Below are 24,458 nucleotides of genomic sequence, written 5' to 3' on the forward strand. Positions count from 1 at the left end.
CGTGCATGGGCGACCGTCAACCGTACGCGAACCGGCCCCCTGTCCGCACGCCCGTTCCGGAACCGGTCTCGCTGAGTGATACGCCCGCTACCGGGATCCGGACGCCAGGGCCCGGCGGCGGTGCCGGGCGACGCGCTCGCGGTTGCCGCACAGCTCGCTGGAGCACCAGCGGCGCCGGTGGCCGCGGGAGGTGTCCAGGTAGACGCGGGTGCAGCCGTCGCCCTCGCAGGCCCGCAGCAGCGCCAGGTCGCCGGGGTCGGTGAGCAGCTCGACGGCGTCCCGGGCGACGGCGGCGAGCAGCGCGCCGCATTCCACACCGCCGCACAACTCCCTCACGAGGTGCCCCTCTTGGTCCCGTACGGCACACAGTCCGGGGGGTGGTCCGGCGGCCAGCGCGTTGACCCGGGCGAGGGCGTTCTCGTCGGAGCCGCCGCCGGCGAGCTCCGCCCGTACGAGGGTTTCCACGTCGCCGCGCAGGGCCCGGAAGGCAGCGGCCCAGTCGGGTCCCACCCGCGCCAGCGGTGTCCGGTCGGGCACCAGCCCGGCCCCGGCGAGCCACACCCGCAGCTCGTCGCCGTCCGGGATCCCCTCGTGGGGGGTGAAGGTGGCCACCAGGTCCAGACAGACGCGCCCGGAATCGAACCGCATGCCGTCAGCCTCCCGTCGTGGGGTGCCGTACCAGATTGCCGCCCTGCGGGTCGCAGCGGAAGCCCCCGAACCGGTACGCCCGGGCTGCGGCTGAGCGGAGCTGTCCCCGGGCTCTGCCCGGACCTGCGGGCTGACGCCGGCCAAATCCAGCCCCGCCGGGGCTGAAATGGCTAGGCCGCCGGCGGGTCGTCGTGCAGGAGGCGTTGGAAGAGGCGGTGGTCGCGCCAGGCGCCGTTGATGTGGAGGTAGCGCGGCGCGAGCCCGTACGGCTCGAAGCCCGCCTTCGCCAGCACCCGCTGCGAGGCGAGGTTGTCGACCAGGGTCCCGGCTTCCACCCGGTGCAGGCCGACCTCGTCGCGGGCGATCCGGCAGACCTCCTCCACCGCCGCGGTGGCCAGCCCCTTGCCGTGCCAGGCGGGGTCGACCCAGTAGCCCACGCCGCCGCTGCACAGCGGCCCGCGGGCGATGGAGCCCAGGTTGATCGCGCCGACGGGTGCGCCCGTGGCCGTCTCCACGAGCACGTACGGGACGATCCGCCCCGCGTCCCGCTCGGCGAGGATCCCCTCGATGCGTTCCCGCTGCCCCTGCTCCGTGTAGTACGCGTCCGGCCGGACCGGCTCCACGTGCGCCATGAACGCCCGGTTCCGCGCGAACGCCTCCGCCAGCCCGGCGGCGTCGCCGAGCGCGACGCCCCTCATCTCCACGCCGTCAATGATCATCCCGGCACGCTAGCCGAGGACCCCCCTGGCCGTCACCGCATCCAGCGGGAGCTCCCCGTACTTGGCCTCGCCGCCCGCGTCCAGCGACAGCCGGTACCCCCGCTTGACCACGGTCTGGATCAGGTTCGGCGCCCCGAGCGCCGCCCGCAGCCGGGCCATCGCCGTCTCCACGGCGTGCTCGTCGCGGCCCGCGCCCGGCAGTACCCGCAGCAGCTCCGCGCGGGCCACCACCCAGCCGGGCCGCCGGGCCAGGGCCCGCAGCAGGGCCATCCCGGCGGGCGGTACGGGCCGCAGCTGCGCGTCCACCAGGACGGCGTGCCCGCGGATCTCCACCCGGTGACCGGCCACCGGCAGCACCCGTGCGCGGCCCGGCAGTTCCTGGCAGAGCAGCTGCACCAGCGGGCCCAGCCGGAAGCGTTCCGGCTGGACCGTGGCCACCCCGTGCGCCTGGAGCGGCAGCGCGGTCACCGGCCCGACGCACGCGGACAGCAGCGGGCCGCGCAGCGCGTCCAGCACGGCCTCCCGTACGCCCCTCTCCTCGGCCCGGGACAGCAGGGAGGCGGCCGCCGGCGCCGAGGTGAAGCTGACGGCGTCCACCCCGCCGCCGACGATCGCGTCGAGCAGCCGGTCGAGCGGCCCGAGGTCCTCCGGCGCCATCCACCGGTACACCGGCACGACGACCACGTCGGCTCCGCCGGCGCGCAGCGCCTCGACGAAGCCGGGCAGCGGCTCCCCGTGCAGCTGGAGTGCGATCCGCCGGCCCGCCACCCCGGCCGTCAGCAGGCGTTCCAGTACTTCGGCGAGGGATTCCGACTCCGGGGACCAGGTCTCCACGAGCCCGGCGGCCCGGATGGCGCCCTTCACCTTCGGCCCTCGCGCGAGGAGTTCGGTGGCCCTCAGCCGCTCCAGCAGTTCCTCGCCGACGCCCCACCCGTCGGCCGCCTCGATCCATCCGCGGAAGCCGATGGCGGTGGTGGCCACGACCACGTCCGGTGCGCAGCCGATGAGTTCCTTGGTGGCGGCGAGCAGTTCGCTGTCGTCGGCGAGGGGCACGATCCGCAGCGCGGGAGCGTGCAGCACCGCCGCTCCGCGCCGCCGCAGCAGCGCGATGAGTTCGTCCGCCCGCCGGGCAGCGGTGACGCCGACGGTGAAGCCCGCGAGCGGGCCGGTGTTCGTGTCGGTGTTCGTGTGGTCCATCGTGACCTGCCTAGCGACGCATGGGGGGCGGGGCGGAACGGGTGGACCGAGCCTGCCAACCCGGCATGTCGGACTCGGTTCACCCGTATTTCGCCCCGGTTACACCGACGTGAGCTGCGGTTTCGCTTCGACTCCGACGGCCGGGACCGCCGCGGGCGCCGGCCGGCGAAGGTATACCGCCCATGTCACCGCGCAGCACAGGGCGTAGAAGCCGAGGAAGGTGACGAAGGCCGCCGTGCCGGAGCCGGAGCTGAGGAAGGCCTCCCGGAAGACGAGGTTGATGCCGAGTCCGCCGAGTGCGCCGACCGCTCCGATGAGTCCCATGGCGGCCCCGGAGAGCCGCCGTCCGTAGGCCGCGGCCTCCTCGCCGCTCATTCCGCGGGCCAGCGCCTTCGCCTGGAAGATGCCCGGGATCATCTTGTACGTCGACCCGTTGCCGAGCCCGCTCAGGACGAACAGCGCCACGAACCCGACGAGGAAGACGGGCAGCGAGGACCGGCCCGAGGCGAACACGACGACCCCGGTCGCCGCCGCCATCGCCACGAACGTCCCGAGGGTGATCCGCGCCCCGCCGAACCGGTCCGCCAGCGCCCCGCCCACCGGCCGGATCAGCGATCCGAGCAGGGGGCCGATGAAGGTCAGCGAGGCGGCCTGCAGCGGGGTGCGGCCGAACTGGGTCTGGAGCACCAGGCCGAAGGCGAAGCTGTATCCGATGAAGGACCCGAACGTCCCGATGTAGAGGAAGGACATGATCCAGGTGTGCGCGTCCTTGAGTGCCTCGCGGACGGCTCCGGTGTCGTTGCGCACGGGCGCCAGGTTGTCCATCCGTACGGCCGCCAGGACCGCCGCGAGCACGATCAGCGGGATGTAGGCGCCGAGCAGCAGCCGCGGGTGCGCGGCCCCGGCGGTGGCGATGACCAGCAGTCCGGCCAGCTGGACCACGGGCACGCCGATGTTGCCGCCGCCGGCGTTCAGGCCGAGCGCCCAGCCCTTCTTGCGCAGCGGGAAGAAGGCGTTGATGTTGGTCATGGAAGAGGCGAAGTTGCCGCCGCCCACCCCGGTCAGGACCGCGACGAGCAGGAAGGTCCCGTACGAGGTCCCGGGCTCCATCACCACCAGTGCGGCCACCGTCGGCGCGAGCAGCATCAGCGCGCTGAAGACGGTCCAGTTCCGGCCGCCGAAGCGGGCGACGGCGAAGGTGTACGGCACCCGCACCAGGGCGCCGACGAGGGTCGCGGCCGCGATGAGGAAGAACTTCCCGGCCGGGTCGATGCCGTAGGCGGGGCCCATGAAGAGCACCATCACGGACCAGAACGACCAGATGGAGAACCCGATGTGCTCGGAGAGCACGGAGTAGAGCAGGTTGCGGCGGGCGGTCCGCTCCCCCGTCTCCTTCCAGAAGGTCTCGTCCTCGGGATCCCACTGCTCGATCCAGCGGCCTCCCCTGCGCGGTGCGGTCGTACCGGTCATCACACGCCTCCACAGCTGTCGCGTCCGTGGTGACGACCGTAGGAAGGGCGCGTTTCGGCCCCGGTCCCCGCCGGATGACCGCCGGGAAACCTTGCTCTCACCCGCCGCCGGAGCCGTGTGTGAGCCGTGCCGGGAGGCGGCTCCCGGCGGGCGCTTCCAGCCACCCCCGCTCGGCCGCCAGCCCGGCGGCCGCGGCGCGCAGGGCGTCCAGGCCGGGGTGTGCGAAGCCCTTGCGCCACACCATGGACAGCGGGGACAGGGGCACCGGGTCGGTCAGCGGCCGTTTCACGCAGCCGGGCATGTCGAGGAAGTCCACGGTGGCCAGGACCGGGTTGCCGGTCTTGGCCATCACCCGGCGGAACTCCTCCTTGCCCATCGCCACCGGCGCGGGCGGCGCCATCAGGATCCCCCGCCCGGCGAACAGCTCGCGCGCCAGCCCGGTCCACTCCAGCGTCCGCGGGTTCCCGGCGCCCGCGTACACGGTCTCCCCGGCGAGCGCGTCCAGCGGTACGGTCTCCCGCGCGGCCAGCGCGTGCCCCTCGGGCAGCAGCACGGCGAGCGGCTCGTACCGTACGGGCGCCTGCGCGAGCGGCGCCCGCAGCGCCGGGTCCAGCCCGTCGGCGTACCCGAAGGAGACGTCGAGCCGGCCGGCGGCGATCTCGGCGGCGGCGTGGGTCAGGCCGCTCTCGAAGCGGGCCATCAGCTCGCAGTCGGGGGCGAGGTCGCGGGCCCTTTCCAGCACGGTCCGCGGGGTGCTGGGCCCGTCGGTGTTCAGGTCGACGAGGAGCGGGCGGGGCGCGGTGAAGGCGGCGGCGAGCTCCTCGTGCGCGGCCAGCACGCGCCGGGCCAGCGGCAGCAGCCGCTGGCCGTCGGCGGTCAGCTCCACCTGCCGGGTGGTCCGTAGGAACAGCGCCGCGCCCAGGGCCTGTTCGAGCCGCCGGACATCGCGGCTGAGCGCCTGCTGGGCCACGTAGAGGCGGGCGGCGGCGCGGGTGAAGTGCAGCTCCTCGGCGGCCGCGACGAACCCGCGCAGCAGCCGGGGGTCGAGATCGCGGGGATTCACCCCCGGAGACTAACAACGGATGGCGGTGAATGGGCTCCGAACAGGTGTTGGACCGGGACGGGGGCTCGGCCCGAGGCTCTTCCCATGCCCGCCACCACCACGACCGCCGCCCGCACGACCGCCGCCCGCGCCGCCGGCACCCCGCGCATGACCGTCACCGGCAGCACCCTCGTCATCGCCGGACCGCCCGCCGGAGCCTCCCGGCCGGCCCGCATGCCCCAGGGCCCCTACCGCCGCCTGTTCGCCCGGCCCGGCACCCGCGGATTCACCGCCGGGAACCTCCTCGCCCGGCTCCCCATGGGCATGTTCGGGGTCAGCGCGGTCATGATGATCGCCGGACAGCGCGGCTCGTACGCCCTCGCCGGCGCGGTCACGGCGACCGGCCTGGCCGCCACCGCGCTGGTCGCGCCCTGGACCGCCCGGCTGATCGACCGCCACGGCCAGGCCCGGATCGCCGTACCGGCCACCCTCATCGCGGTCCTCGGCTCGCTCTCCCTGATCGCGTGCGTCCGCACCGGGGCCCCCGCCTGGACCCTCTTCGCCTCGTACGCCGCGACCGCCACCACTCCCAACATCGGCGGCATGTCCCGCGCCCGCTGGACGCACCTGCTACGCGACTCCCCGGCCGCGCACCACACGGCGATGTCCTTCGAACAGGCCGCCGACGAACTGTGCTTCATGCTCGGACCGGTCCTGGCGGCCTTCCTCTGCAGCGCCGTCTTCCCGGAAGCGGGCACCCTCACCGGCGCGGCCCTGCTGCTCACCGGCATGCTGGTCTTCACCTCCTGCCGCGCCACCCAGCCCCCGGTGGCCGCGGCGCCCCGGAAGGGCTCACCGCTGCGCGCCCTCGGCCCGCTGCTGCCGCTCTTCCTCATCACCGGCGTGGTCTTCGGCTCGATGGAGATCACCTCGATCGCCCACCTCGACGCCCGGGGCCTCGGCGCCTCCACCGGTCTGATCCTGGCCCTGCAGGCCGCGGGATCGTGTGCGGCGGGCCTGCTCTACGGAACCCTGCGCCCCCGCTCGCTGAAGGCCTGCGTGTGCGCCCTGGCCGTCCTCATGACCCTCCCCTGGGCCGCCGCGGCCACCGGCTCCCTGCCCGCCCTCGGCTGCGCCCTCCTCCTGGCCGGCATGGCCACGGCCCCGACGATGGTCACGGCGATGTCCCGGGTCCACGCCCTCACCCCCGAGGGACGCCTCAACGAGGGCATGACGCTCGCGGTCACCGCCATCTTCGCGGGCATCGCGGCCGGCTCGGCCGGCGCCGGCCTCGCGGTGGAGAGCGTGGGCCCGACCGCCGCCTACGGGGTGCCGGCCGCGGCCGCGCTGATCGCGCTGGCGACCACCGCGCCGGGACGATTCATGCGGCGGGCGAGTGATCGTTCCCGCGTGGTACGCGCGGCCTCCGCTCATGATCCGCAATAACCGGGGGTGCCTTCTCAACAAGGTGCCGTTCTGCCGACAGCGGCCCGCCCGGCATGACGAAGGCCCCGCAGCCGAGAGGCTGCGGGGCCTTTGCCCACATGGGGTGGTGGAGATGGCGGGAATCGAACCCGCGTCCAACGGTGCAGAAGCAGGGCTTCTCCGAGCGCAGTCCGCTGCGATTTTCTCGGCCCCGGAGATCACACGGACAAGTCTCCGACGGGCTCAGTCACTGTTTGATTTCCCTCCAACCCCCGTGACCGGGGTTAGAGGTTTAGATCCCTAATTGACGCCAGGATCCGGACCGGGACCACTTCCGGGCTGACGCTCCTCACAGAGGCTTCAGCTCACTGTTATTAGGCAGCGAGGGTGAAGCGGGAGTTATCGCTCTTGGAGTTGGCGATTATTGTTTGCGACATATGGTTAGCGAGATCATTGCCGCTTCCTCGGCTCGCTTCCCCTGCATCGACATCCGCTGTCGAAACCGATCATCCCCATGTTTCACGCTTTTCAGTTATGTACCGCACAAGCTGCTCCCACCGCGAGCGGCAGGTGCTGACTCCATCGTACGCGAAGTGGACCACCGCGTGCCAGGAGGTTAAACCGTGCCCCGCTGCTTGCGGCGGATGGCCGAGATCGTCCGGTTCGTCTCGCGGGTGTCCTGCTTCTCCCGCATGGTCTGACGCTTGTCGTACTCCTTCTTGCCCTTCGCCAGCGCGATCTCGACCTTCGCGCGGCCGTCCTTGAAGTACAGCGAGAGGGGCACGATCGTGTGACCCGTCTCCTCCGACTTGCGCTCCAGCTTGTCGATCTCCTCCCGGTGCATGAGGAGCTTCCGCTTGCGCCGGGCGCTGTGGTTGGTCCAGGTGCCCTGGCTGTACTCGGGCACGTGCACGTTGTAGAGCCACGCCTCGCGGCCCTCCACCGACACGAAGCCGTCCACCAGCGAGGCCCGGCCCTGGCGCATGGACTTGACCTCGGTCCCCGTGAGCACGAGTCCGCACTCGTAGGTGTCGAGGATCGTGTAGTCGTGCCGCGCCTTCTTGTTCTGGGCGATCAGCTTGCGCCCTTTTTCCTTAGCCATAGTGCGGCCATTTTCGCACTACGGACCCACCCCGAGGCCACCCAATACCGTGACGGCCCGTTCTTCGGCCCGCTCGCCCGCCGGCACGTCCGGGGTGATGCCGTCGCCGTCCAGGCTGCGGCCCGCCGGAGTGCGGTACGTGCCCACCGTCAGCTCGGCCACCGAACCGTCCGGGAGCTCGGTCGGCATCTGCACCGTGCCCTTGCCGAAGGTGCGGCTGCCCACCGCCACCGCCCGGCCCCGGTCCTGGAGGGCGCCCGTCACCAGCTCGGCCGCGCTCATCGTGCCGCCGTCGACGAGGGCCACCAGCGGCCGGGTGGTGTCCCCGCCCGGGGCCGCGTACAGGACCCGCTGGTCCCCCCGTACGTCGTACGTGGCCACGAGCCCGCCGTCCAGGAAGGCGGAGGCGGCGGTGACCGCCTCGGTGACCAGCCCGCCCGGATTGCCGCGCAGGTCGAGCATGACGCCGGCGCCGGGCGGGGCGGCGCGGACGGCGGCCTTGACCCGCTCGCCGGACCCGCGGGTGAAGGAGGTGACCTTGATGACGGTGACGCCGTCCGGGCGCTGCCGTACGGTCACGGGTTCGGTGCGCAGCTGCTCGCGGCGGACGGTCTCGGTGAGGTCGGCGCCGTCCCGGCTCAGGTTCAGCACGACGGGGGTGCCGGCCGTGCCGCGCAGCAGGGCGACCACGTCGGTGACGGCCAGGCCGGTCACCGCGTGCCCGTCGACGCTCAGCAGCCGGTCCCCGGCGCGCAGTCCGGCCCGGGCGGCGGGGCTGCCCGGCTGGACCCTGTCGACCTTGATCGCGCCGTCGTGGGCGCGTCCTGCCCAGACCCCGACGCCGGTCCAGTGTCCGTCGAGGCCCTCGGTGAAGGCGGCGTACTCGCCCTGGTCGTAGACGGTGCCCCAGCGGTCGCCGCTGCGGCTGACCACGTCCTGGGCGGCCTTCTTGCCGGACTTCCCCTCGGCGACGGCCTCGGCGGCGGCGCGGGCGACCGCGTCACGGTCGGCGGTGCCGGCTGCCCGGGGGGCACCGGACGCGGGGAGGTCCGCACGGACCTCGGCGGCCCCGGCGCCGTCCTCGTGCTCCCAGCATCCGGTTAAGGCACCGGTGGCGACGGCGGCGAGGAAGGCCAACGTCAAAACGGCCCCGCGACGCAGGTCGCGGGGCCGGAGACAGAAGGCGGGCAGACCCGGCATGGCGCCGAGTCTAGGACAAGCCCCGCTCCGGTACGGATGGTTGGCCGTACCGCTCGCGGGGCGCTTGTCACACCTTCAGGTACTTGCGCAGGGCGATGAAGGCGGCCAAGGAGGGCATCAGGAGGCCGATGAAGAGCACGTACGGGAGCTTGGCCAGCACCGATCCCCAGCCCATGAAGTCGATCAGCTGGATCTTGTCGCGCAGCCCGACACCGTGGTCGATCACGAAGTACTGGCCGGAGACGAGCATGGTGCAGGCGAAGAGCGCGCCGATGAGCCCGGCGAAGGCGGCCTCCATGATGAAGGGCACCTGGATGTAGAAGCTGGAGGCACCCACGAGCCGCATGATCCCCGTCTCCCGCCTGCGGCTGAACGCCGAGACGCGCACGGTGTTGACGATCAGCAGCAGCGCCACGATCAGCATGATCAGCATGATGCCGAGGGCGGCGTAGTTGAGGTAGTTGAGGATCCGGAAGAGGTCGTCGATCGCCTGGCGCTGGTCGTCGACGGTGTGGATGCCGTCGCGGCCCGCGAAGGCGGAGGTGACCACCTTGTACTTCTCCGGGCTCTTGAGCTTGACCCGGAAGGACTCCTGCATCTGGTCGGGCGTGATGGAGGAGGCCAGTGCGGTGTGGCCGTACTGCTCCTGGTAGTGCTTGTACGCCTCGTCCGCGGACTCGTAGGCCACGGACTTGACCAGGGACATCTGCTTGAGCTCGGACTCGATCTGCTTCTTCTGCTCGTCGGTCACGGCGCCCTTGCGGCAGGTGGCGACGCCGCCGGCGCCGCCTCCCGAGCCGTCCGGCTTGGCGGCGGCCTCGCTGGCCTCCTGGGCGTCCTGCTTGTTGCAGAGGTAGATCGAGACGTTGGCCTTGTCGTACCAGAAGCCCTTCATCCTGCTGACCTGCTCGCTCATGAGCAGGGAGCCGCCGAACAGGGCCAGCGACAGGGCCACGGAGATGATGACCGCGAAGGTCATGGTGAGATTGCGGCGGAGACCGACGCCGATCTCCGACATGACGAACTGGGCGCGCATGACTCTCAAGGGCCTTTCAGTGCTGGTAGCCGTAGACGCCGCGCGACTGGTCGCGTACGAGTCGGCCCTGTTCGAGTTCGATGACGCGCTTGCGCATCTGGTCCACGATCTGCTGGTCGTGCGTGGCCATGATCACGGTGGTGCCGGTCCGGTTGATCCGGTCCAGCAGCTTCATGATCCCGACGGAGGTCTGCGGGTCGAGGTTGCCGGTGGGCTCGTCCGCGATCAGCAGGGCGGGGCGGTTGACGAAGGCGCGGGCGATGGCCACGCGCTGCTGCTCACCGCCGGAGAGCTCGCCGGGCATCCGCTCTTCCTTGCCGCCCAGGCCCACCAGTTCGAGGACCTGTGGGACGGCCTTGCGGATCTCGCCCCTCGGCTTGCCGATGACCTCCTGGGCGAAGGCCACGTTCTCGGCCACCGTCTTGTTGGGCAGCAGGCGGAAGTCCTGGAAGACGGTCCCCAACTGGCGCCGCATCTGCGGAACCTTCCAGTTGGAGAGCTTGGCGAGGTCCTTGCCCAGGACGTGCACCTGGCCGTGGCTCGCCCGCTCCTCGCGCAGGATGAGCCGCAGGAAGGTGGACTTGCCGGAGCCGGAGGAGCCGACGAGGAAGACGAACTCGCCCTTGGCGATGTCGAGGGAGACTTCTCTGAGTGCGGGACGGCTCTGCTTCGGGTAGGACTTGGAGACGCTGTCGAATCGGATCACGGGTGCACCACGGTCGCCGGGAGTAGGTGTGCGTGACCATACGCGAACGGGCGCGGGGTGTGGACCCGGCATCCTGACTTGCCCCTTTTATCCCGGGGTGCGGACCGCTCCGGACCGTGATTGCCCGGACGGGCCGCGCCGAATGTCGGCGAAGCTGGCACAGTGGTAGGGGGAACGGTCTGGTTCCCCACCCCGTTATAGGCAACAGACAAGACCGAGGGGACGAGAGGAGGAGCGCATGACATATGACCGGCTCGTGTGCGCGAACTGCGCCGCACCCGTCAGCCAGGGCCGCTGCCCGGTGTGCCGGGCGAATCGGGAGCGCCTCCAGCAGGAGGGCGGCCCCTTCTCCGGCCTGAACCCCGTGGCTCTCATCGTGCTCATGGTGGTCCTCGTGGCAGCTCTGGTGCTGGTGGCCCAGCAGACCGCCTAGCAGCGGTGCCCGCGGCCTCCGCGCCGCGTACCGATCTCCGCACAGCACGAGGGCCCGGACATCGCCGATGTCCGGGCCCTCGTGCTGTGTGCTGTCGGGTCGCCCGCTACGCGGTCTGCTCCTGCTGCTTGCGCCAGCGGATCCCGGCCTCCAGGAAGCCGTCGATCTCGCCGTCGAGCACCGCCTGCGGGTTGCCGACCTCGAACTCCGTCCGCAGGTCCTTGACCATCTGGTACGGGTGCAGGACGTAGGAACGCATCTGGTTGCCCCAGGAGCTGCCGCCGTCCTTGAGGGCGTCCATCTTGTCCTTCTCCTCCTGGCGGCGCCGCTCGAGCAGCTTGGCCTGGAGGACGTTCATGGCGCTGGCCTTGTTCTGGATCTGCGAGCGCTCGTTCTGGCACGAGACCACGATGCCGGTCGGGATGTGCGTGATGCGCACCGCCGAGTCGGTGGTGTTGACGCCCTGGCCGCCGGGGCCGGAGGCGCGGTACACGTCGACGCGCAGCTCGGCCTCGTCGATCTCCACGTGGTCGCTGGTCTCGACGACCGGGAGCACCTCGACGCCCGCGAAGGAGGTCTGGCGGCGGCCCTGGTTGTCGAAGGGCGAGATCCGGACGAGGCGGTGGGTGCCCTGCTCCACGGAGAGGGTGCCGTAGGCGTACGGGGCCTTGACGACGAAGGTGGTCGACTTGATGCCGGCCTCTTCCGCGTACGAGGTCTCGTAGATCTCGGTGGAGTAGCCGTGCCGCTCGGCCCAGCGCAGGTACATGCGCTGGAGGCGCTCGGCGAAGTCGGAGGCGTCGACGCCGCCGGCCTCGGCACGGATGTTGACCAGGGCCTCGCGCTCGGCGTACTCGCCGGAGAGCAGGGTCCGGACCTCCATCTCGTCCAGCGCCTTGCGCACGGAGACCATCTCGGCCTCGGCCTCGGCGAGGGTGTCCGCGTCGTCCATCTCCTGGGCGAGGTCGAACAGCACCGCGAGGTCGTCGATGCGCCCGCGCAGGGCCTCGGTCTTGCGGACCTCGGCCTGGAGGTGCGAAAGCTTGCTCGTGATCTTCTGGGCGGCCTCCGGGTCGTCCCACAGGGACGGCGCAGCGGCCTGCTCCTCGAGCACGGCGATATCTGCCCTCAGCTTGTCGAGGTCCAGGACGGCCTCGATCGACCCCATGGTCGAGGAGAGGGACTTCAGCTCTTCGGAAACATCGACGACTGCCACGGGTCCAGCGTAGCCGGTCCCCGGACAACGCCGTCCGGGCAGGCCGGATCGCCCGTACTGATGACGACTCGTACGGGCGTACGCTCACGGTATGACCGTTCTCCTCGTCAAGCGCCGCCATGTCGACCACATGCGTGTCACGACGACGAGCTGTCTGCCGCCGGACCGTACCCAAGCCTGATCCACCCCGATCCGACTTGGTCCTGTACGCGGCTCACGCGGTCCCGGCACCATCCCGGCCGGCGGCCCACCTCCACCCGCGACCCCCACCACCTCTGGGGAACAGGACCCCGTGACATCCCGAAACGGAGCCGTCATGCCGTCCGCGCACACTCTCCCCGTCCTGGACCTCTCCCAGGCCGACGACCCGGCCCAGCGGGCCGACTTCCTGAAGCAGCTGCACGCAGCGGCCAGGGACACCGGTTTCCTGCACCTGACCGGGCACGGCGTCACCGCCGCCGAGAGCGCCCGCATCCTGGAGCTGACCAGGGATTTCTTCGCCCTCCCGGAGGCCGACCGGCTCGCCGTGAGCAACCTGAACTCCCCGCACTTCCGCGGCTACACCCGGATAGGCCACGAGCTGACCGGCGGGGCCTCCGACTGGCGGGACCAGCTGGACGTGGGCGCGGAGCGCCCGGCGCCGGCGGTGGGGCCGGACGACCCGGCGTACCTGTGGCTGGAGGGCCCGAACCAGTGGCCCGCCGCGCTCCCGGAGCTCCGTACGGTGGTCCTGGACTGGCAGTCCCGCCTCGCGGCGGTGGCCCACCGGCTGCTCCAGGAGCTCCTCACCTCGATCGGCGCCCCGGCGGACTTCTTCGACGAGGCCTTCGCGGACCGCCCGCACCTGCACACGAAGCTGATCCGCTACCCCGGATCCGCCCCCTCCGGCGCGGACCAGGGGGTCGGCGCCCACAAGGACTACGGCTTCCTGACCCTGCTCCTGCAGGACTCGGTGGGAGGCCTGCAGGTCGTGCGCGACGGCGGTTACCTCGACGTCCCGCCGCTCCCGGGGGCGTTCGTGGTCAACCTGGGCGAGCTGCTGGAGATCGCCACGGAGGGCTACCTGACGGCGACGGACCACCGGGTGGTGAGCCCGCCGGGGGCGGTGGAGCGGTATTCGGTGCCGTTCTTCTACAACCCGCGGCTGGACGCGGTCGTGGAGACCGTCCCGGGCGCCTACCTGGCGTCGGCCCCCGGGGTCGCCCACGACGCGTCGAACCCGCTGCACGCCGAGTACGGGCGCAACGAGCTGAAGGGCTGGGTCCGGGCCCACCCGGCCGTGGCGCGGCGCTGGCACCCGGAACTGGTCACGGCCTAGCCAAGGCTCCGCCCCGCGGCCCACCGGGCTCCGCCCGGCCCCTGCGGCGCCCCGCGCCCACGTCCCGGTGACCGGCTCGTTCGGGCCCGGCGCCGCTGCCGGGGGGCCAGCCCCCGGACCCCCGCGCCTCAAACGCCGGCAAATCCAGCCTCGCCGGCGTTTGAGGCGCGGGGTTCGGGGCGGAGCCCCGGTCTTGGAGCCTCGCCGGCGCTTGAGCTCCAGGAGGGCTGGCTACGGCTTGCGGGGGACCGATTGTTTGCTGTCCTGGGGTGGGGGCTCGTCGCCCCCGGAGAAGGCCAGCCAGCCGCCCAGGCCGACGGCCGCGGCCAGCGCCACGGCCGACACGGACAGCACCAGCCGCCGCTTGCGGGCGGCCTCCGCCCGGTGCCGGGCGGAGCCCGGCCGGTGGCCGCCGGCCGGACGCGGGACCCGCGCCGTGCCCAGCGCCCCGCCCGCCAGCTCGTCCGGCCCCGGCACCCGCATCGAGGTGTGGGTGTCCCGGTTGGAGTCCGTCGCGGACCCGGGGACGAGCGGGACCACCCCCCGGCGGCGGACCGGATCCGCGACCGGCTCGTCCGGGGGCTCGGGGTCCGGATCCGCGTCGTCCGGTTCGTCCACGTCCAGCGGCGGCATCCCGGCCAGCAGCGGCAGCAGGTCCCGCAGGCGCACCGACAGCTCCGACGCCCGCAGCCGCGAGGCCGGGGCCTTCGCCAGGCACTGCACGACCAGCTGCCACAGCTCGTCGGGGATCCCCGGCAGCGGGACGACCGTCTCCGTCACGTGCCGCCGCAGCACCGCGCCCGGGTGGCCCCCGCCGAAGGGGGTGAAGCCGGCCAGGAGCTCGTACAGCACGGTGGCCAGGGCGTATATGTCCACCGCCGCCCGCGGGGGCAGGCCCTCGACGATCTCCGGCGCCAGGTAGTCGGGCGTGCCGATGATCCGGGTGGTGGGGGCCGAGGCCCGGCCCGCGGAGGCCCGCCGCGGGGTGTCGATCAGCTTGGCCACGCCGAAGTCGGTCAGCAGCGCCGGGTGCGAACCGCCCGGGCCGAGCGGGCCCTGCATGTCCAGCAGCACGTTCTCGGGCTTGACGTCGCGGTGGACGACCCCCGCCGCGTGCGCGGCGGCCAGCGCGTCGGCGACGTCCGCGACGATCGCCACGGCCGCCTCGGGGGCGAGCCGCCGCTCCCGGTCGAGCCGCGTGCGCAGGTCCGTACCGCGGACGAGGTCCATGACGAGGGCGAGGTCGTTGCCGTCCACGACGAGGTCACGGACGGAGACCACGTGCGGATGGTCCAGGCCGAGCAGCGCGCTGCGCTCCTGGACGAAGCGTCCGACCAGTTCCTGGTCGGACGCGAGGTCCTCGCGCAGCAGTTTGACGGCGACGGGCCCGTCAGGCCCCTCGCCCAGCCACACCGTGCCCGCGCTGCCGCGCCCCAGGATCTGGTGCGCGGTGTACCGGCTGCCGATCTTCCGTGCCACGACTGCTCCCTCAGCGGCTGGCGTACGCACCAAAGCTACGCGGCCGGGTGGGCGTTGGAGGCCAGCAGGGGCCCGGATTCGCGGCGACCTCCACTTCTACGGGCGAAATCATCCCTCAGAAGTCGACAAATCCACGAAGTCGGCGCTACGGGCCCCGCTTCAGGACTTGGTGGAGCCCGAGGAAGCCGAGCCCGCGGAGTCGCCGATCGCGCTCACCCAGTCGACGATGCCGCTGCCCCAGCTCCACAGCTGGTCCCACCAGCCCAGGCCGGTGCCGACCCATTCCTGGAGTCCGCTGAACTCCCAGACGAGCCAGCCCGCCACGAAGAACAGAAGGATCAGCACCAGGCAGCCCTTGAGGCAGCCGAGGCCCGGGATCCGCACCGGGTTGGCGCTGCGGCGGCGCGGCTCGCGGGGCTCCCGGGGCGCCGGCTGCCGGGGCGGCGGGCTCTGCGGGGGCTGCTGCTGCGGCGGCGGCTGGGGCTGGCGGTACTGCGGCTGCTGCTGAGGCTGCTGGTACTGCTGAGGCTGGCGCTGCTGCTGCGGCTGGTAGTGCTGCGGCGGCGGAGGCGGCGCGTACTGCTGCTGAGGCGGCTGCTGCGGCTGGCGGTACTGGGGCTGCTGCGGCTGCTGGTACTGCTGCTGGGGCGGCGGGCCCTGCCGGTACGGCTGCTGCTGAGGCTGCTGTTGCTGCGGCCGGTGCTGCGGCGGCGGCGGGGCCTGCCGCTGCGGGCGGCGCCGCAGGGGGTCCTCGTTCGGGTCCAGGTACTGGATCTGCGTCTGCTCGTTGCGGTCGCGGGCGGCCTGCATCTGCGACTGCCAGGGGTGCGGCTGGTCCGGCCGCTGCACGGGGGGCATCACCGAGGTCGGGTCGGCCCCGGGAGCCCCGGTGCTCGGCAGCACCGAGGTGGCGTCGGCCGCACCGACCGGCGGCATGACGCTGGTCATGGCGTTGGGGTCGTAGGCCCCGGCGGGCGAACCGGCGCCGGAGGGCAGGACCTGGGTGGGGTCGGCGGCGCCCGGGGTCGCGGGGACCGGCGCCGGCGAGGGGTCGGGGGCGAGCAGCGCGCCCACCCCGAGCGCGGCCTCCACCTCGGCGGCCGAGGAGTGCACGCCGGTGCCGGCGGCGACCACGCGCAGGCCGCGGGCCAGGCTCACCGCGCTGGGCCGCTCGTTCGGCTCCTTGCGCAGGCAGCGCTCGACGACCGTCCACAGCGGCTCGGGCACGGTCGAGGGGCGCTGCGGCTCCTCGCTGAGGTGCCGGTGGAGCACTTCGAGCGCCGTGCCGCCGGCGAACGGCGGCCGGCCGGTGAGCAGCTCGTAGAGGAGGATGCCGGCGCCGTAGATGTCGACGGCGGAGGTCTGCGGGCGGCCCTCGGCGGACTCGGGCGCGACGTAGGCCGGGGTGCCGACGAACTCGTGGGTGCGGGTCAGGCCCGGGGAGTCCGCGAGGCGGGCGATGCCGAAGTCGGTGAGCATCGGCTTCATCTGGCCGCCGCGCTCGTCGAGCAGGACGTTGGCGGGCTTCAGGTCGCGGTGGACCACGCCGTCGGCATGGCTGGCGGCGAGCGCGTCCGCGATCTGGGCGGTCAGCAGGCTCGCGGCGACCGGCGTGAAGGGGCCGTTCTCGCGGAGGTACTTGTACAGGTCCGGACCGTCGATCAGGTCCATGACCAGGGCGAGCAGATCGCCCTCGACGACGAGGTCGCGGGTGCGCACGATGTTGGGGTGGGTCAGGCGCAGCAGGACCGAGCGCTCGCGCAGGAAGCGCATGACGATGTCCGGGTCCTGGGCCAGCTCCTCCTTGAGGACCTTGATGGCCACGGTCTCGCCGGGCTGTCCGGCGACGGCCGCCTCCGCGCCGGCGGCCTCCCTCTGGCGGGCACGCCAGACAGTTCCCGTGGCGCCGCGCCCGAGCGGCTCCTCGAGCAGGTATTTGCTGCCGACTGGCCGCACGTCTCGCGCTCCCCTGCTGTCGTCTGTTCGTGGTCGAGTTGTCGTCGATCCGCTGATTGGTTTTCCGGCCCACTCTAGGGGGTGTCCCCGGGGAAGACGCCGGTCGCCGGAGGTTGGTTGCCGCACATATGTACGGAGGGTGATGTTCGGGGGGTATGCCCGTGGCGTTTTTCCCCGTCTTTCTCCCGCTCGCTGTCCGTATCCGGTCGAGGTCCGCGCCGGGCTGCGACCGATCAAGATCATTTGTTGGTGGGTGCCGGGCGTGTTGTCCGCGACAGGTGCGAGGATGCACACGTACGGAACGGCACGGGACGGGAGCCCCGCCTTCCGTCAGACCTGACCGGACGACGCGTCCGTGCCGGGTGGGGGGCGATCGGGCAGCCATGTCCCGAACTTCCCCTGCCGGGCGCACACACCGCGCACCGCGCAGAAGGGACCGCTGACGGCGATGCAGATCCGGCTGACCGTCCTTGGGTCGCGCAGCGGCCACCAGACCTCGACCGCCCCCGCGAGCTGTGACGTGCTCGTCACGGCACCGGCCGGGACCGCGCTGGCCGCGGTCGCCTCCGGGCTCGCGGCGACCGTCGGCGGGCCCGACACCGGGGGCACGGTCGTGCTCTACGCCGGTTCCGAGCGCCTCGACCTCCAGCGGCGGGTGCTGGGCGAGCCTCCGCTCGTGGACGGCGCGGTACTGGCGCTGCACGGGCCCGTGCCGGACGTGCTGCCCGAGGACGGCCTCGGCGCACCCCAGCTGCACGTCGTCGCCGGACCCGACGCGGGCGGCGTGCACCTGCTGCACAGCGGCCAGATCCGGGTGGGCCGCTCCGCCGACGCCGACGTCCCGCTGGACGACCCCGACGTGTCCCGGCTGCACTGCGCGGTCACGGTGATCCGCGACGGGCGGGTCGCGGTGGCCGACCTGGACTCGACGAACGGCACCACCCTCGACGGCGCCCCCGTGGGAGCCCAGCCGGTCGCCCTGCCGCCGGGGGCGCTGCTGCGGGTCGGCGAGTCCATGCTGCGGCTCGCGCCCGCGGGCGCGACGCCCCCGCTGCCGGTGACCCCGGACCAGGAGGGCCACCTCTCCGTGCCGCCCCCGGCGGGCGCCGCCGGCTGGTCGGGACCCGCCGGTGCGCCGGCCGGCGCGGCCGCCACCGCGCCCCCGGCGCCGCAGCCCGGGAGCCCCGGCCGGACGGGCACCGCCGGCCCGGCGCCGGACGCCTCCGCCGGAGCCGGACGGGTCACCGGGTCGCACGGACCGGCCGGCGCGGCCGGGTGGGCCGGTTCCGCCGGTTCCGTCGGGACGCCGGACGCCCCGGGCGGAGCCGGCCGGGCGGGCTCCGGCCCGGCCGGGGCCGGAGCGCCCCCGGGGCCGCGCCCCGCAGCCCCCGCCGGAGCGCCGGACGCCTACGGCGCCACCGGATGGGCAGGTCCCGGCGCCACCTCCGGCGGCGGGCCCGCCGGACGCCGCAAGGGGCTCGGGGCCTGGGCCCGCAAGTGGGTGCGCGGCGAGGACCTCGCCGAGGCGGCACCGGAGGCGGCGCCCACCGCCGCCCCCGACCCCGACGACCCGGCCGCGCTGCTGCTGGCCGCCATGGGACCCACCGAGCGACTGTGGTCCCGTGCACCCGGGCGGCCCGGTCACGCCAGATTGCTGGAGGTGGGGCTCGGCGCCGGGAGCCGGGTGTCGCTGCCCGCCGCCGGCGCCCTCGGCATCGCCGGCCCGCGGGCCCGGCTGACCGGGGCCGCCCGCTGGGCCGTCGCACAACTGGCGGGACTGCACGCGCCCGGGCAGCTGGAGATCGTGCTCGTCTCCACCGACCGCACGCGCGGCCTCGCCGAGCGGCGCCGCGACTGGGGCTGGCTCGGCTGGCTGCCCCACGTACGGCCCGCGCACGGCCAGGACTGCCGGCTCCTCCTCGCGTACGACCGCGACCAGGCCGCCGCCCGCACCGGTGAGCTGACCCGGCGCCTGGACGACGGCCCGCTGGGCACCCACTGGGCCGCTGCCGATCCCGAGCGGGTCCGGCAGGCCGCCGACGCCTACGCGGGCCCGTACACGCTCGTCGTCCTCGACGGCGATCCCGGGGCGGGCGCGCTGCGCGACATCACCGGGCGGCTCGCCTCGCACGGCCCGGCCGCCGGGATCCACGTGCTCGCGCTCGCGGAGGCCCCGGCCGCCACCGCCGCCTCGCCGGTCGCCGACACGTACGAGGCCGCGTGCGCGAGCAACCCCGCCTTCCGGGACTGCGGCGCGGTCGCCCTGCTCAGCGGGGACGTGGCCACGGCCGTACGGACCTTCGCGGTCAGCGGCGGCCGGCCGGTCCCGTCCGGGGGCACCGCCACCGCCGACGCGGTCTCCGCCGCCTGGGCCGAGCGCTTCGCCCGGGCGCTGGCGCCCCTGCGCACCACCGACGGCGGCTCCGCCGCCCCGTACCGGCCGTCCGCCGCCACCCTGCCCGCGACCGCCCGGCTGCTGGACGAGCTGGGGCTGGCCCGGGCCACCCCGGCCTCCCTGATGGCCCGCTGGGCCGCCGCCACCGACCAGGGGCAGGGCACGGGCGGCCTCGCCGAGATCGTGCTGGGCAGCGGCCGGCGCGGCCCCGTCGGCACCGAGCTGGTCCACGACGGCCCGCACCTGCTCATCGAGGGGCCCGCCGGGAGCGGGCGGACGGAGCTGCTGCGGTCGGTGGCCGCGTCGCTGTCCGCGGCCGCCCGGCCCGACCGCCTCGGGCTGGTCCTCCTCGACGGGGCCGGCGGCGAGCGCGGTGACGGGCTGCTGCCCTGCACCGAACTCCCGCACGTCTCCGCCCACCTGGTCGCCTCCGATCCGCTGCGCATGCGGGAGTTCGCGCAGGCGCTGGGCGCGGAGCTCAAGCGCCGCGCCGAGCTGCTGGAGGGGATGCCGTTCGCCGAGTGGCACGCCCAGCGCGAGGTCTCCGACCGGCTGGTCTCGCCCCGCCAGCCCACCCCGGGCGAGCAGCGCGGCGACCTTGACCCGCAGCGCACGGGAACGCTCCGGCTGCGCGCTTCGACGACCCGCACGGACCCGGCCGGCCCGAGCCCGCTGCCCCGCCTGGTGGTGCTCGTGGACGACCTCGACGCGCTGGTCGCGCCGGGCCTCGGCAGTACGGGCCGGCCCGCGGCCGGCTCGGTGGTGCGGGCGCTGGAGGCGGTGGCCCGCGAGGGCGCCCGGCTCGGCGTGCACCTGGTGGCCACCACCGCCCGCCCGGACCGCACGGCCGAGACGGGGCTGGCCCGGCTGACCACCCTGCGCGTGGAGCTCGACGCCCCCGACCAGCCGGGGCCCGGCCGCGGACTGCTCCGGCACGCGGACGGCCGCACGATCCCGTTCCAGGCCGGCCGGGTCACCGGCCGGATCCCGCGGACGGCGACCCTGAGGCCGACCGTGGTCCCGGTGGAGTGGGAGCGGATGGGTGATCCGCCGGCCCGCCGCCCGGTGCGCGAACTGGGCAACGGCCCGACCGACCTCGCGCTGCTGGCCAGCGCCCTGGACCGGGCCTCGCACCTGGTCTCGGCGATACCCGTGCTGTTCCCGCCGGGTCCCTAGGCCCCTCAGGGGCGAAGGCGCCCCCGCGAGGCGGTATTGCGGGGGCGCGCGGGTCGGCGTAGACCTTGTGGTCCGGGACACACCACGGGCATCGGGGGCAGAACCATGCGCAGGCACGGAACGAGCCGTACGACACTCACCTGGACGGCGCTCGCCGCGGCGGGCGCGCTCGCGCTCAGCGCGTGCGGCGGTGACACGGACGCGAAGACGGACCCGCCGAAGGCGGCGGGACCGACCGGGCCGCAGGTGGAGTTACCGAAGCTCGACGGGGAGAAGCTGGAGGTCTCCGCCGTCTGGACGGGCCCCGAACAGGCGAACTTCACCAAGGTCCTGAAGGAGTTCGAGAAGCGGACGGGGGCCACCGTGACCTTCGTCCCGGCCCAGGACCCGATCGTCACCTTCCTCGGTACGAAGATCGCCGGCGGAGCCCCGCCGGACGTCGCGCTGCTCCCGCAGGTCGGGGCGCTGGTCTCGGCCGTGCAGAACAAGTGGGCGCAGCCGGTGGGCCCGGAGGCCCAGGCGCAGCTGGACAAGAACTACTCGGCGGGCTGGAAGTCGCTCGGAGCGGTCGGCGGCACCCAGTACGGCGTGTACTACAAGGCCGCCAACAAGTCGCTGATCTGGTACAACGCGAAGGCCTTCGAGGCGGCCGGGGTCAAGCCCCCGACGACCTGGAAGGAGCTGATCACGGCGGCGGACACGCTGTCCGCCTCCGGTACGCCGGCCGTCTCGGTGGCGGGCGCGGACGGCTGGACCCTCACCGACTGGTTCGAGAACGTCTACCTCTCCCAGGCGGGCCCGGAGAAGTACGACCAGCTGGCCAAGCACCAGATCAAGTGGACGGACGACAGCGTCAAGCAGGCGCTGACCACGCTCGGCGAACTGTTCGGGCGCAAGGACTTCCTGGCGGGCGGGCCGAGCGGGGCGCTGTCGACGGAGTTCCCGAAGTCGGTGACGCAGACGTTCACCGGCGGCGACCGGCCGGCGGCGGCGATGGTCTTCGAGGGCGACTTCGTGGCGGTGAACATCGCGCAGACGGAGGCGAAGGTGGGCGAGGACGCCCTCGTCTTCCCCTTCCCGGCGGTCGGCGGGAAGGCGCCGGTGGTCTCGGGCGGTGACGTGGCGGTCGCGCTGAAGCCGTCGAAGGGCGCGCAGGCGCTGCTGACCTTCCTGGCCTCGCCGGACGCGGCGGAGATCCAGGCCCGCGAGGGCGGTTTCGTCTCCCCGAACAAGGCGGTGGACCCGGCGGCCTATCCGAACGACATCCAGCGCAACATCGCCAAGGCGCTGATCGCGGCGGGCGACGACTTCCGCTTCGACATGTCGGACCAGGCCCCGGCGGCCTTCGGCGGGACCCCGGGCGCGGGCGAGTGGAAGGCGCTCCAGGACTTCCTGGCGAACCCGTCGGACGTGGCGGGCGCCCAGGCGAAACTGGAGGCGGACGCGGCCAGGGCCTACGGGAACTGATCCCGTGAAGGCCTCGGTCAAGGCCGCCCGCGGGCTGTCCGCGGAGGCCAGGCGCCGCCGGCTGGTCGCGGCGGCGTTCCTCCTGCCGGCCCTCGTGCTGCTCGGCGCGCTCGTCGTGCACCCGATCGGCTACTCGGTCTACCGCAGCTTCTTCGACCGCTCGGGCGGCGTGTTCGTCGGCAGCGACAACTACCGGGAGATCCTGAGCGACGACACCATCCGCACCGCGCTGAAGAACACGGCGCTGTGGGTGGTGCTCGCCCCGACCACGGCCACCGCCCTCGGCCTGATCTTCGCGGTGCTCACCGAACGGGTGCGCTGGGGCACTGCGTTCAAGCTGCTGGTGTTCATGCCGATGGCGATCTCGATGCTGGCGGCGGGCATCATCTTCCGGCTCGTCTACGACCACGATCCCGACCGGGGCGTCGCCAACGCGGTCTGGGTCGGGGTCCACGACACCTTCGCGGAGTCCTCGGCCTTCCCCAAGGCCCGCCCGGGCCGGGACTCGCCGCTCACCGACGCCGGCGGGGGCGCCTTCGTGACCCGCGACCCCGTCCGTGCGGGCATCCCGGTGCTGCTGCCGCTGGTCGGCGTGGCCCCGGAGTCCCTGCCCGAGGGCACGCGGCCGGCAAAGGCGGCGGATGCCGAGCCCGGGAAGGTCACCGGGACGGCCTGGCAGGACTTCACCCGCGGCGGGGGCGGCCGTACGAACGCGGTCGACCCGACCGAGCCGTCCTTCGCCGGGATGCGGATCGAGGCGGTCAAGGACGGCCGGGTGGTCGACACGGCCACGGCCCGCGCCGACGGCACCTTCACCCTGTCCGCGAAGGCCGACGGGGCGCAGCTGCGGCTGCCCGCCGCCAACTTCCGGGAGGCGTACGCCGGGGTGCAGTGGCTCGGCCCGTCCCTGGTCACCCCGGCGGTCATCGGGGCGTACGTATGGATGTGGGCCGGTTTCGCGATGGTGCTGATCGGGGCCGGGCTGGCCGCCGTACCGCGCGAGCTGCTGGAGGCGGCGCGGGTGGACGGGGCGAACGAGTGGCAGGTGTTCCGCCGGATCACCGTCCCGCTGCTGGCGCCGGTCCTGGCGGTCGTGCTCGTCACCCTCGTCATCAACGTCATGAAGATCTTCGACCTGGTCTTCGTGATCGCACCGGGCGCGGTCCAGGACGACGCGAACGTGCTCGCGCTGCAGCTGTACCGGACCTCCTTCGGCACCGACGCCGACCCGGGCCTGGGCAGTGCCATCGCCGTACTGCTGCTGGTGCTGGTGGTCCCGGTGATGCTCGTGAACATACGCAGGCTCCGTAAGGAGGGATCCCGATGAGCCGTTCCGGCGCGGCGCCGGACCCGGCGCGAGGCAGCCCTTCGGCAGGCCCGTCCGCAGGCACGGGCCCGGCACGCGCCGCACGGGCAGACGCCGCACGCCCCTCCGCCAGGCGCGCCGCGGGCGACCCGGCCGGCGCCCCTCCCCCTCACGCCGAGCGGACCGCGCGCCGGCTGGCCGCGCGGGCCGCGGGCGGGGCGCTGCGGGTGTTCCTGGTCCTGGCCGCGCTCTTCTGGCTGCTGCCCACCCTCGGACTGCTCACCTCCTCCTTCGTCTCCCCCACCGACCTCAACAAGGGCGGCTGGTGGCAGGTGGTGACGGCGCCCTCGCGGCTGACCGCCGGCAACTACGAGCGGCTGCTGGCCAACGACACGATCACCGGGTCCCTCCTGAACACGGTCGCGATCGCCGTGCCGGCCACCCTGCTCGTCCTGGCCCTGGGCGCGTTCGCCGGATACGCCTTCGCCTGGCTGGAGTTCCCCGGCCGGGACTGGCTCTTCCTGGTCGTCGTCGGGCTGCTCGTGGTCCCCGTACAGGTGGCGCTGATCCCGGTCTCCGAACTCTTCGGCTCCATCGGACTGTTCGAGACCACGGCGGGCGTGGTCCTCTTCCACACCGCCTTCGGACTGCCCTTCGCCGTGTTCCTGCTGCGCAACTTCTTCGCTGAGATCCCGCGCGAGCTGCTGGAGGCGGCCCGCCTCGACGGGGCGGGTGAACTGCGGCTGTTCACACGGGTGGTGCTGCCGCTCGGCGGGCCGGCGATCGCCTCGCTCGGCATCTTCCAGTTCCTGTGGGTGTGGAACGACATGCTCGTGGCGCTGGTCTTCGCGGACTCGGCGAACCCGCCGGTGACGGTCGCGCTCCAGCAGCAGGTACGGCAGTTCGGGAACAACATCGACGTGCTGGCGCCGGGCGCGTTCCTGTCGATGGTGGTCCCGCTCGTCGTCTTCTTCGCGTTCCAGCGGCAGTTCGTCACGGGGGTGATGGCCGGCGCGATCAAGTGATTGACGTGCGACGTTGACGCTCCGTAACCCGATTGCCACACGCTGCGTAACCCGATCGCCGCGCCGGGGGTTCCTGGGGGCACTCCCCCAGCCTCCGGCCGGGGGGACCCCCACCCAGCGGTAGCTGGGGGAAACATGCCCG

Annotated in this window: 19 protein-coding genes and 1 other RNA gene; 7 read left to right on the forward strand and 13 right to left on the reverse strand. The window is 73.4% G+C overall.

Features of this window, described 5'->3' with window-relative positions; all coding sequences use genetic code 11:
- Positions 1 to 87 precede the first annotated feature (87 nt).
- The 5 genes from OG332_RS16985 to OG332_RS17005 all read right to left on the reverse strand — a co-directional run bounded on the left by OG332_RS16985 (position 88) and on the right by OG332_RS17005 (position 5,097).
- Positions 88 to 648 (reverse strand): CGNR zinc finger domain-containing protein, encoded by a 561-nt coding sequence (locus OG332_RS16985; RefSeq protein ID WP_327414272.1) that lies wholly within the window; start codon positions 646 to 648, stop codon positions 88 to 90.
- 170 nt (positions 649 to 818) lie between these two features.
- Positions 819 to 1,367: a GNAT family N-acetyltransferase gene (locus tag OG332_RS16990; protein ID WP_327414273.1), complete on the reverse strand. Its 549-nt coding sequence runs from the start codon at positions 1,365 to 1,367 to the stop codon at positions 819 to 821.
- Positions 1,368 to 1,376: 9 nt separating this feature from the next.
- A complete protein-coding gene (locus OG332_RS16995) occupies positions 1,377 to 2,564 on the reverse strand; it encodes a uroporphyrinogen-III synthase (protein WP_327414274.1) in 1,188 nt (395 codons plus the stop codon).
- Positions 2,565 to 2,663: 99 nt separating this feature from the next.
- On the reverse strand, positions 2,664 to 4,034 hold the full coding sequence (locus OG332_RS17000; RefSeq protein ID WP_327414275.1) for a nitrate/nitrite transporter: 1,371 nt from the start codon (positions 4,032 to 4,034) through the stop codon (positions 2,664 to 2,666).
- 97 nt (positions 4,035 to 4,131) lie between these two features.
- Positions 4,132 to 5,097, reverse strand: coding sequence for a LysR family transcriptional regulator (locus tag OG332_RS17005; protein ID WP_327414276.1), 966 nt, complete (start codon positions 5,095 to 5,097; stop codon positions 4,132 to 4,134).
- An 84-nt stretch (positions 5,098 to 5,181) separates the two neighbouring features.
- On the opposite strand from OG332_RS17005, the gene OG332_RS17010 reads away from it, so the two are divergent.
- Positions 5,182 to 6,522, forward strand: a complete 1,341-nt coding sequence (locus OG332_RS17010) for an MFS transporter (RefSeq protein WP_442816163.1) — start codon at positions 5,182 to 5,184, stop codon at positions 6,520 to 6,522.
- 104 nt (positions 6,523 to 6,626) lie between these two features.
- Here the strand turns inward: OG332_RS17010 and ssrA are convergent.
- The 5 genes from ssrA to ftsE form a co-directional block, all read right to left on the reverse strand.
- Positions 6,627 to 7,015: a transfer-messenger RNA gene (gene ssrA, locus OG332_RS17015) on the reverse strand.
- 102 nt (positions 7,016 to 7,117) lie between these two features.
- Entirely contained in the window at positions 7,118 to 7,603 is a 486-nt protein-coding gene (smpB, locus tag OG332_RS17020) for an SsrA-binding protein SmpB (RefSeq protein ID WP_327414277.1), read from the reverse strand.
- Positions 7,604 to 7,621: 18 nt separating this feature from the next.
- A complete protein-coding gene (locus OG332_RS17025) occupies positions 7,622 to 8,803 on the reverse strand; it encodes a S41 family peptidase (protein WP_327414278.1) in 1,182 nt (393 codons plus the stop codon).
- Positions 8,804 to 8,870: 67 nt separating this feature from the next.
- A complete protein-coding gene (gene ftsX / locus OG332_RS17030; protein WP_327414279.1) occupies positions 8,871 to 9,839 on the reverse strand; it encodes a permease-like cell division protein FtsX in 969 nt (322 codons plus the stop codon).
- 16 nt (positions 9,840 to 9,855) lie between these two features.
- A complete protein-coding gene (ftsE, locus tag OG332_RS17035) occupies positions 9,856 to 10,545 on the reverse strand; it encodes a cell division ATP-binding protein FtsE (RefSeq protein ID WP_030011324.1) in 690 nt (229 codons plus the stop codon).
- Positions 10,546 to 10,783: 238 nt separating this feature from the next.
- Here ftsE and OG332_RS17040 point away from each other — a divergent pair, with 238 nt between their 5' ends.
- Complete coding sequence (locus OG332_RS17040; RefSeq protein WP_327414280.1) at positions 10,784 to 10,978, forward strand: hypothetical protein; 195 nt, start codon at positions 10,784 to 10,786, stop codon at positions 10,976 to 10,978.
- Between the two features lie 106 nt (positions 10,979 to 11,084).
- Here OG332_RS17040 and prfB read toward each other — a convergent pair whose 3' ends face one another.
- Complete coding sequence (gene prfB, locus OG332_RS17045; protein WP_327414281.1) at positions 11,085 to 12,194, reverse strand: peptide chain release factor 2; 1,110 nt, start codon at positions 12,192 to 12,194, stop codon at positions 11,085 to 11,087.
- Positions 12,195 to 12,510: 316 nt separating this feature from the next.
- Between prfB and OG332_RS17050 the strand changes: the two genes are divergently transcribed.
- Entirely contained in the window at positions 12,511 to 13,512 is a 1,002-nt protein-coding gene (locus tag OG332_RS17050; protein ID WP_327414282.1) for an isopenicillin N synthase family dioxygenase, read from the forward strand.
- Positions 13,513 to 13,743: 231 nt separating this feature from the next.
- Here the strand turns inward: OG332_RS17050 and OG332_RS17055 are convergent, their stop codons facing one another.
- Together OG332_RS17055 and OG332_RS17060 are read right to left on the reverse strand one after the other, a co-directional pair.
- Entirely contained in the window at positions 13,744 to 14,991 is a 1,248-nt protein-coding gene (locus OG332_RS17055; protein ID WP_327414283.1) for a serine/threonine-protein kinase, read from the reverse strand.
- Positions 14,992 to 15,150: 159 nt separating this feature from the next.
- Positions 15,151 to 16,947: a serine/threonine-protein kinase gene (locus OG332_RS17060; RefSeq protein ID WP_327414284.1), complete on the reverse strand. Its 1,797-nt coding sequence runs from the start codon at positions 16,945 to 16,947 to the stop codon at positions 15,151 to 15,153.
- A gap of 448 nt (positions 16,948 to 17,395) precedes the next feature.
- Between OG332_RS17060 and OG332_RS17065 the strand changes: the two genes are divergently transcribed.
- From OG332_RS17065 to OG332_RS17080, 4 genes are all read left to right on the forward strand, one after another.
- On the forward strand, positions 17,396 to 20,518 hold the full coding sequence (locus tag OG332_RS17065) for an FHA domain-containing protein (protein ID WP_327414285.1): 3,123 nt from the start codon (positions 17,396 to 17,398) through the stop codon (positions 20,516 to 20,518).
- Between the two features lie 105 nt (positions 20,519 to 20,623).
- On the forward strand, positions 20,624 to 21,985 hold the full coding sequence (locus OG332_RS17070; RefSeq protein ID WP_327414286.1) for an ABC transporter substrate-binding protein: 1,362 nt from the start codon (positions 20,624 to 20,626) through the stop codon (positions 21,983 to 21,985).
- 34 nt (positions 21,986 to 22,019) lie between these two features.
- Positions 22,020 to 23,312, forward strand: coding sequence for a carbohydrate ABC transporter permease (locus OG332_RS17075; protein ID WP_327419261.1), 1,293 nt, complete (start codon positions 22,020 to 22,022; stop codon positions 23,310 to 23,312).
- The gene (locus OG332_RS17080; protein ID WP_327414287.1) at positions 23,309 to 24,316 is read left to right on the forward strand and encodes a carbohydrate ABC transporter permease; all 1,008 of its coding nucleotides are present in this window, start codon (positions 23,309 to 23,311) and stop codon (positions 24,314 to 24,316) included. The genes OG332_RS17075 and OG332_RS17080 overlap by 4 nt, the downstream gene beginning before the upstream one ends.
- The last annotated feature ends 142 nt before the right edge of the window (positions 24,317 to 24,458 follow it).

It is taken from the genome of Streptomyces sp. NBC_01233 (assembly GCF_035989305.1).
GTDB lineage: Bacteria > Actinomycetota > Actinomycetes > Streptomycetales > Streptomycetaceae > Streptomyces.

Bases quoted from the DNA above. Each gene is read 5' to 3' on its own strand.
- OG332_RS16985 (WP_327414272.1), bottom strand. From the start codon at position 648: ATGCGGTTCGATTCCGGGCGCGTCTGTCTGGACCTGGTGGCCACCTTC.
- OG332_RS16990 (WP_327414273.1), bottom strand. From the start codon at position 1,367: ATGATCATTGACGGCGTGGAGATGAGGGGCGTCGCGCTCGGCGACGCC.
- OG332_RS16995 (WP_327414274.1), bottom strand. From the start codon at position 2,564: ATGGACCACACGAACACCGACACGAACACCGGCCCGCTCGCGGGCTTC.
- OG332_RS17000 (WP_327414275.1), bottom strand. From the start codon at position 4,034: ATGACCGGTACGACCGCACCGCGCAGGGGAGGCCGCTGGATCGAGCAG.
- OG332_RS17010 (WP_442816163.1), top strand. From the start codon at position 5,182: ATGCCCGCCACCACCACGACCGCCGCCCGCACGACCGCCGCCCGCGCC.
- smpB (WP_327414277.1), bottom strand. From the start codon at position 7,603: ATGGCTAAGGAAAAAGGGCGCAAGCTGATCGCCCAGAACAAGAAGGCG.
- OG332_RS17025 (WP_327414278.1), bottom strand. From the start codon at position 8,803: ATGCCGGGTCTGCCCGCCTTCTGTCTCCGGCCCCGCGACCTGCGTCGC.
- ftsX (WP_327414279.1), bottom strand. From the start codon at position 9,839: ATGCGCGCCCAGTTCGTCATGTCGGAGATCGGCGTCGGTCTCCGCCGC.
- OG332_RS17040 (WP_327414280.1), top strand. From the start codon at position 10,784: ATGACATATGACCGGCTCGTGTGCGCGAACTGCGCCGCACCCGTCAGC.
- OG332_RS17050 (WP_327414282.1), top strand. From the start codon at position 12,511: ATGCCGTCCGCGCACACTCTCCCCGTCCTGGACCTCTCCCAGGCCGAC.
- OG332_RS17065 (WP_327414285.1), top strand. From the start codon at position 17,396: ATGCAGATCCGGCTGACCGTCCTTGGGTCGCGCAGCGGCCACCAGACC.
- OG332_RS17070 (WP_327414286.1), top strand. From the start codon at position 20,624: ATGCGCAGGCACGGAACGAGCCGTACGACACTCACCTGGACGGCGCTC.
- OG332_RS17080 (WP_327414287.1), top strand. From the start codon at position 23,309: ATGAGCCGTTCCGGCGCGGCGCCGGACCCGGCGCGAGGCAGCCCTTCG.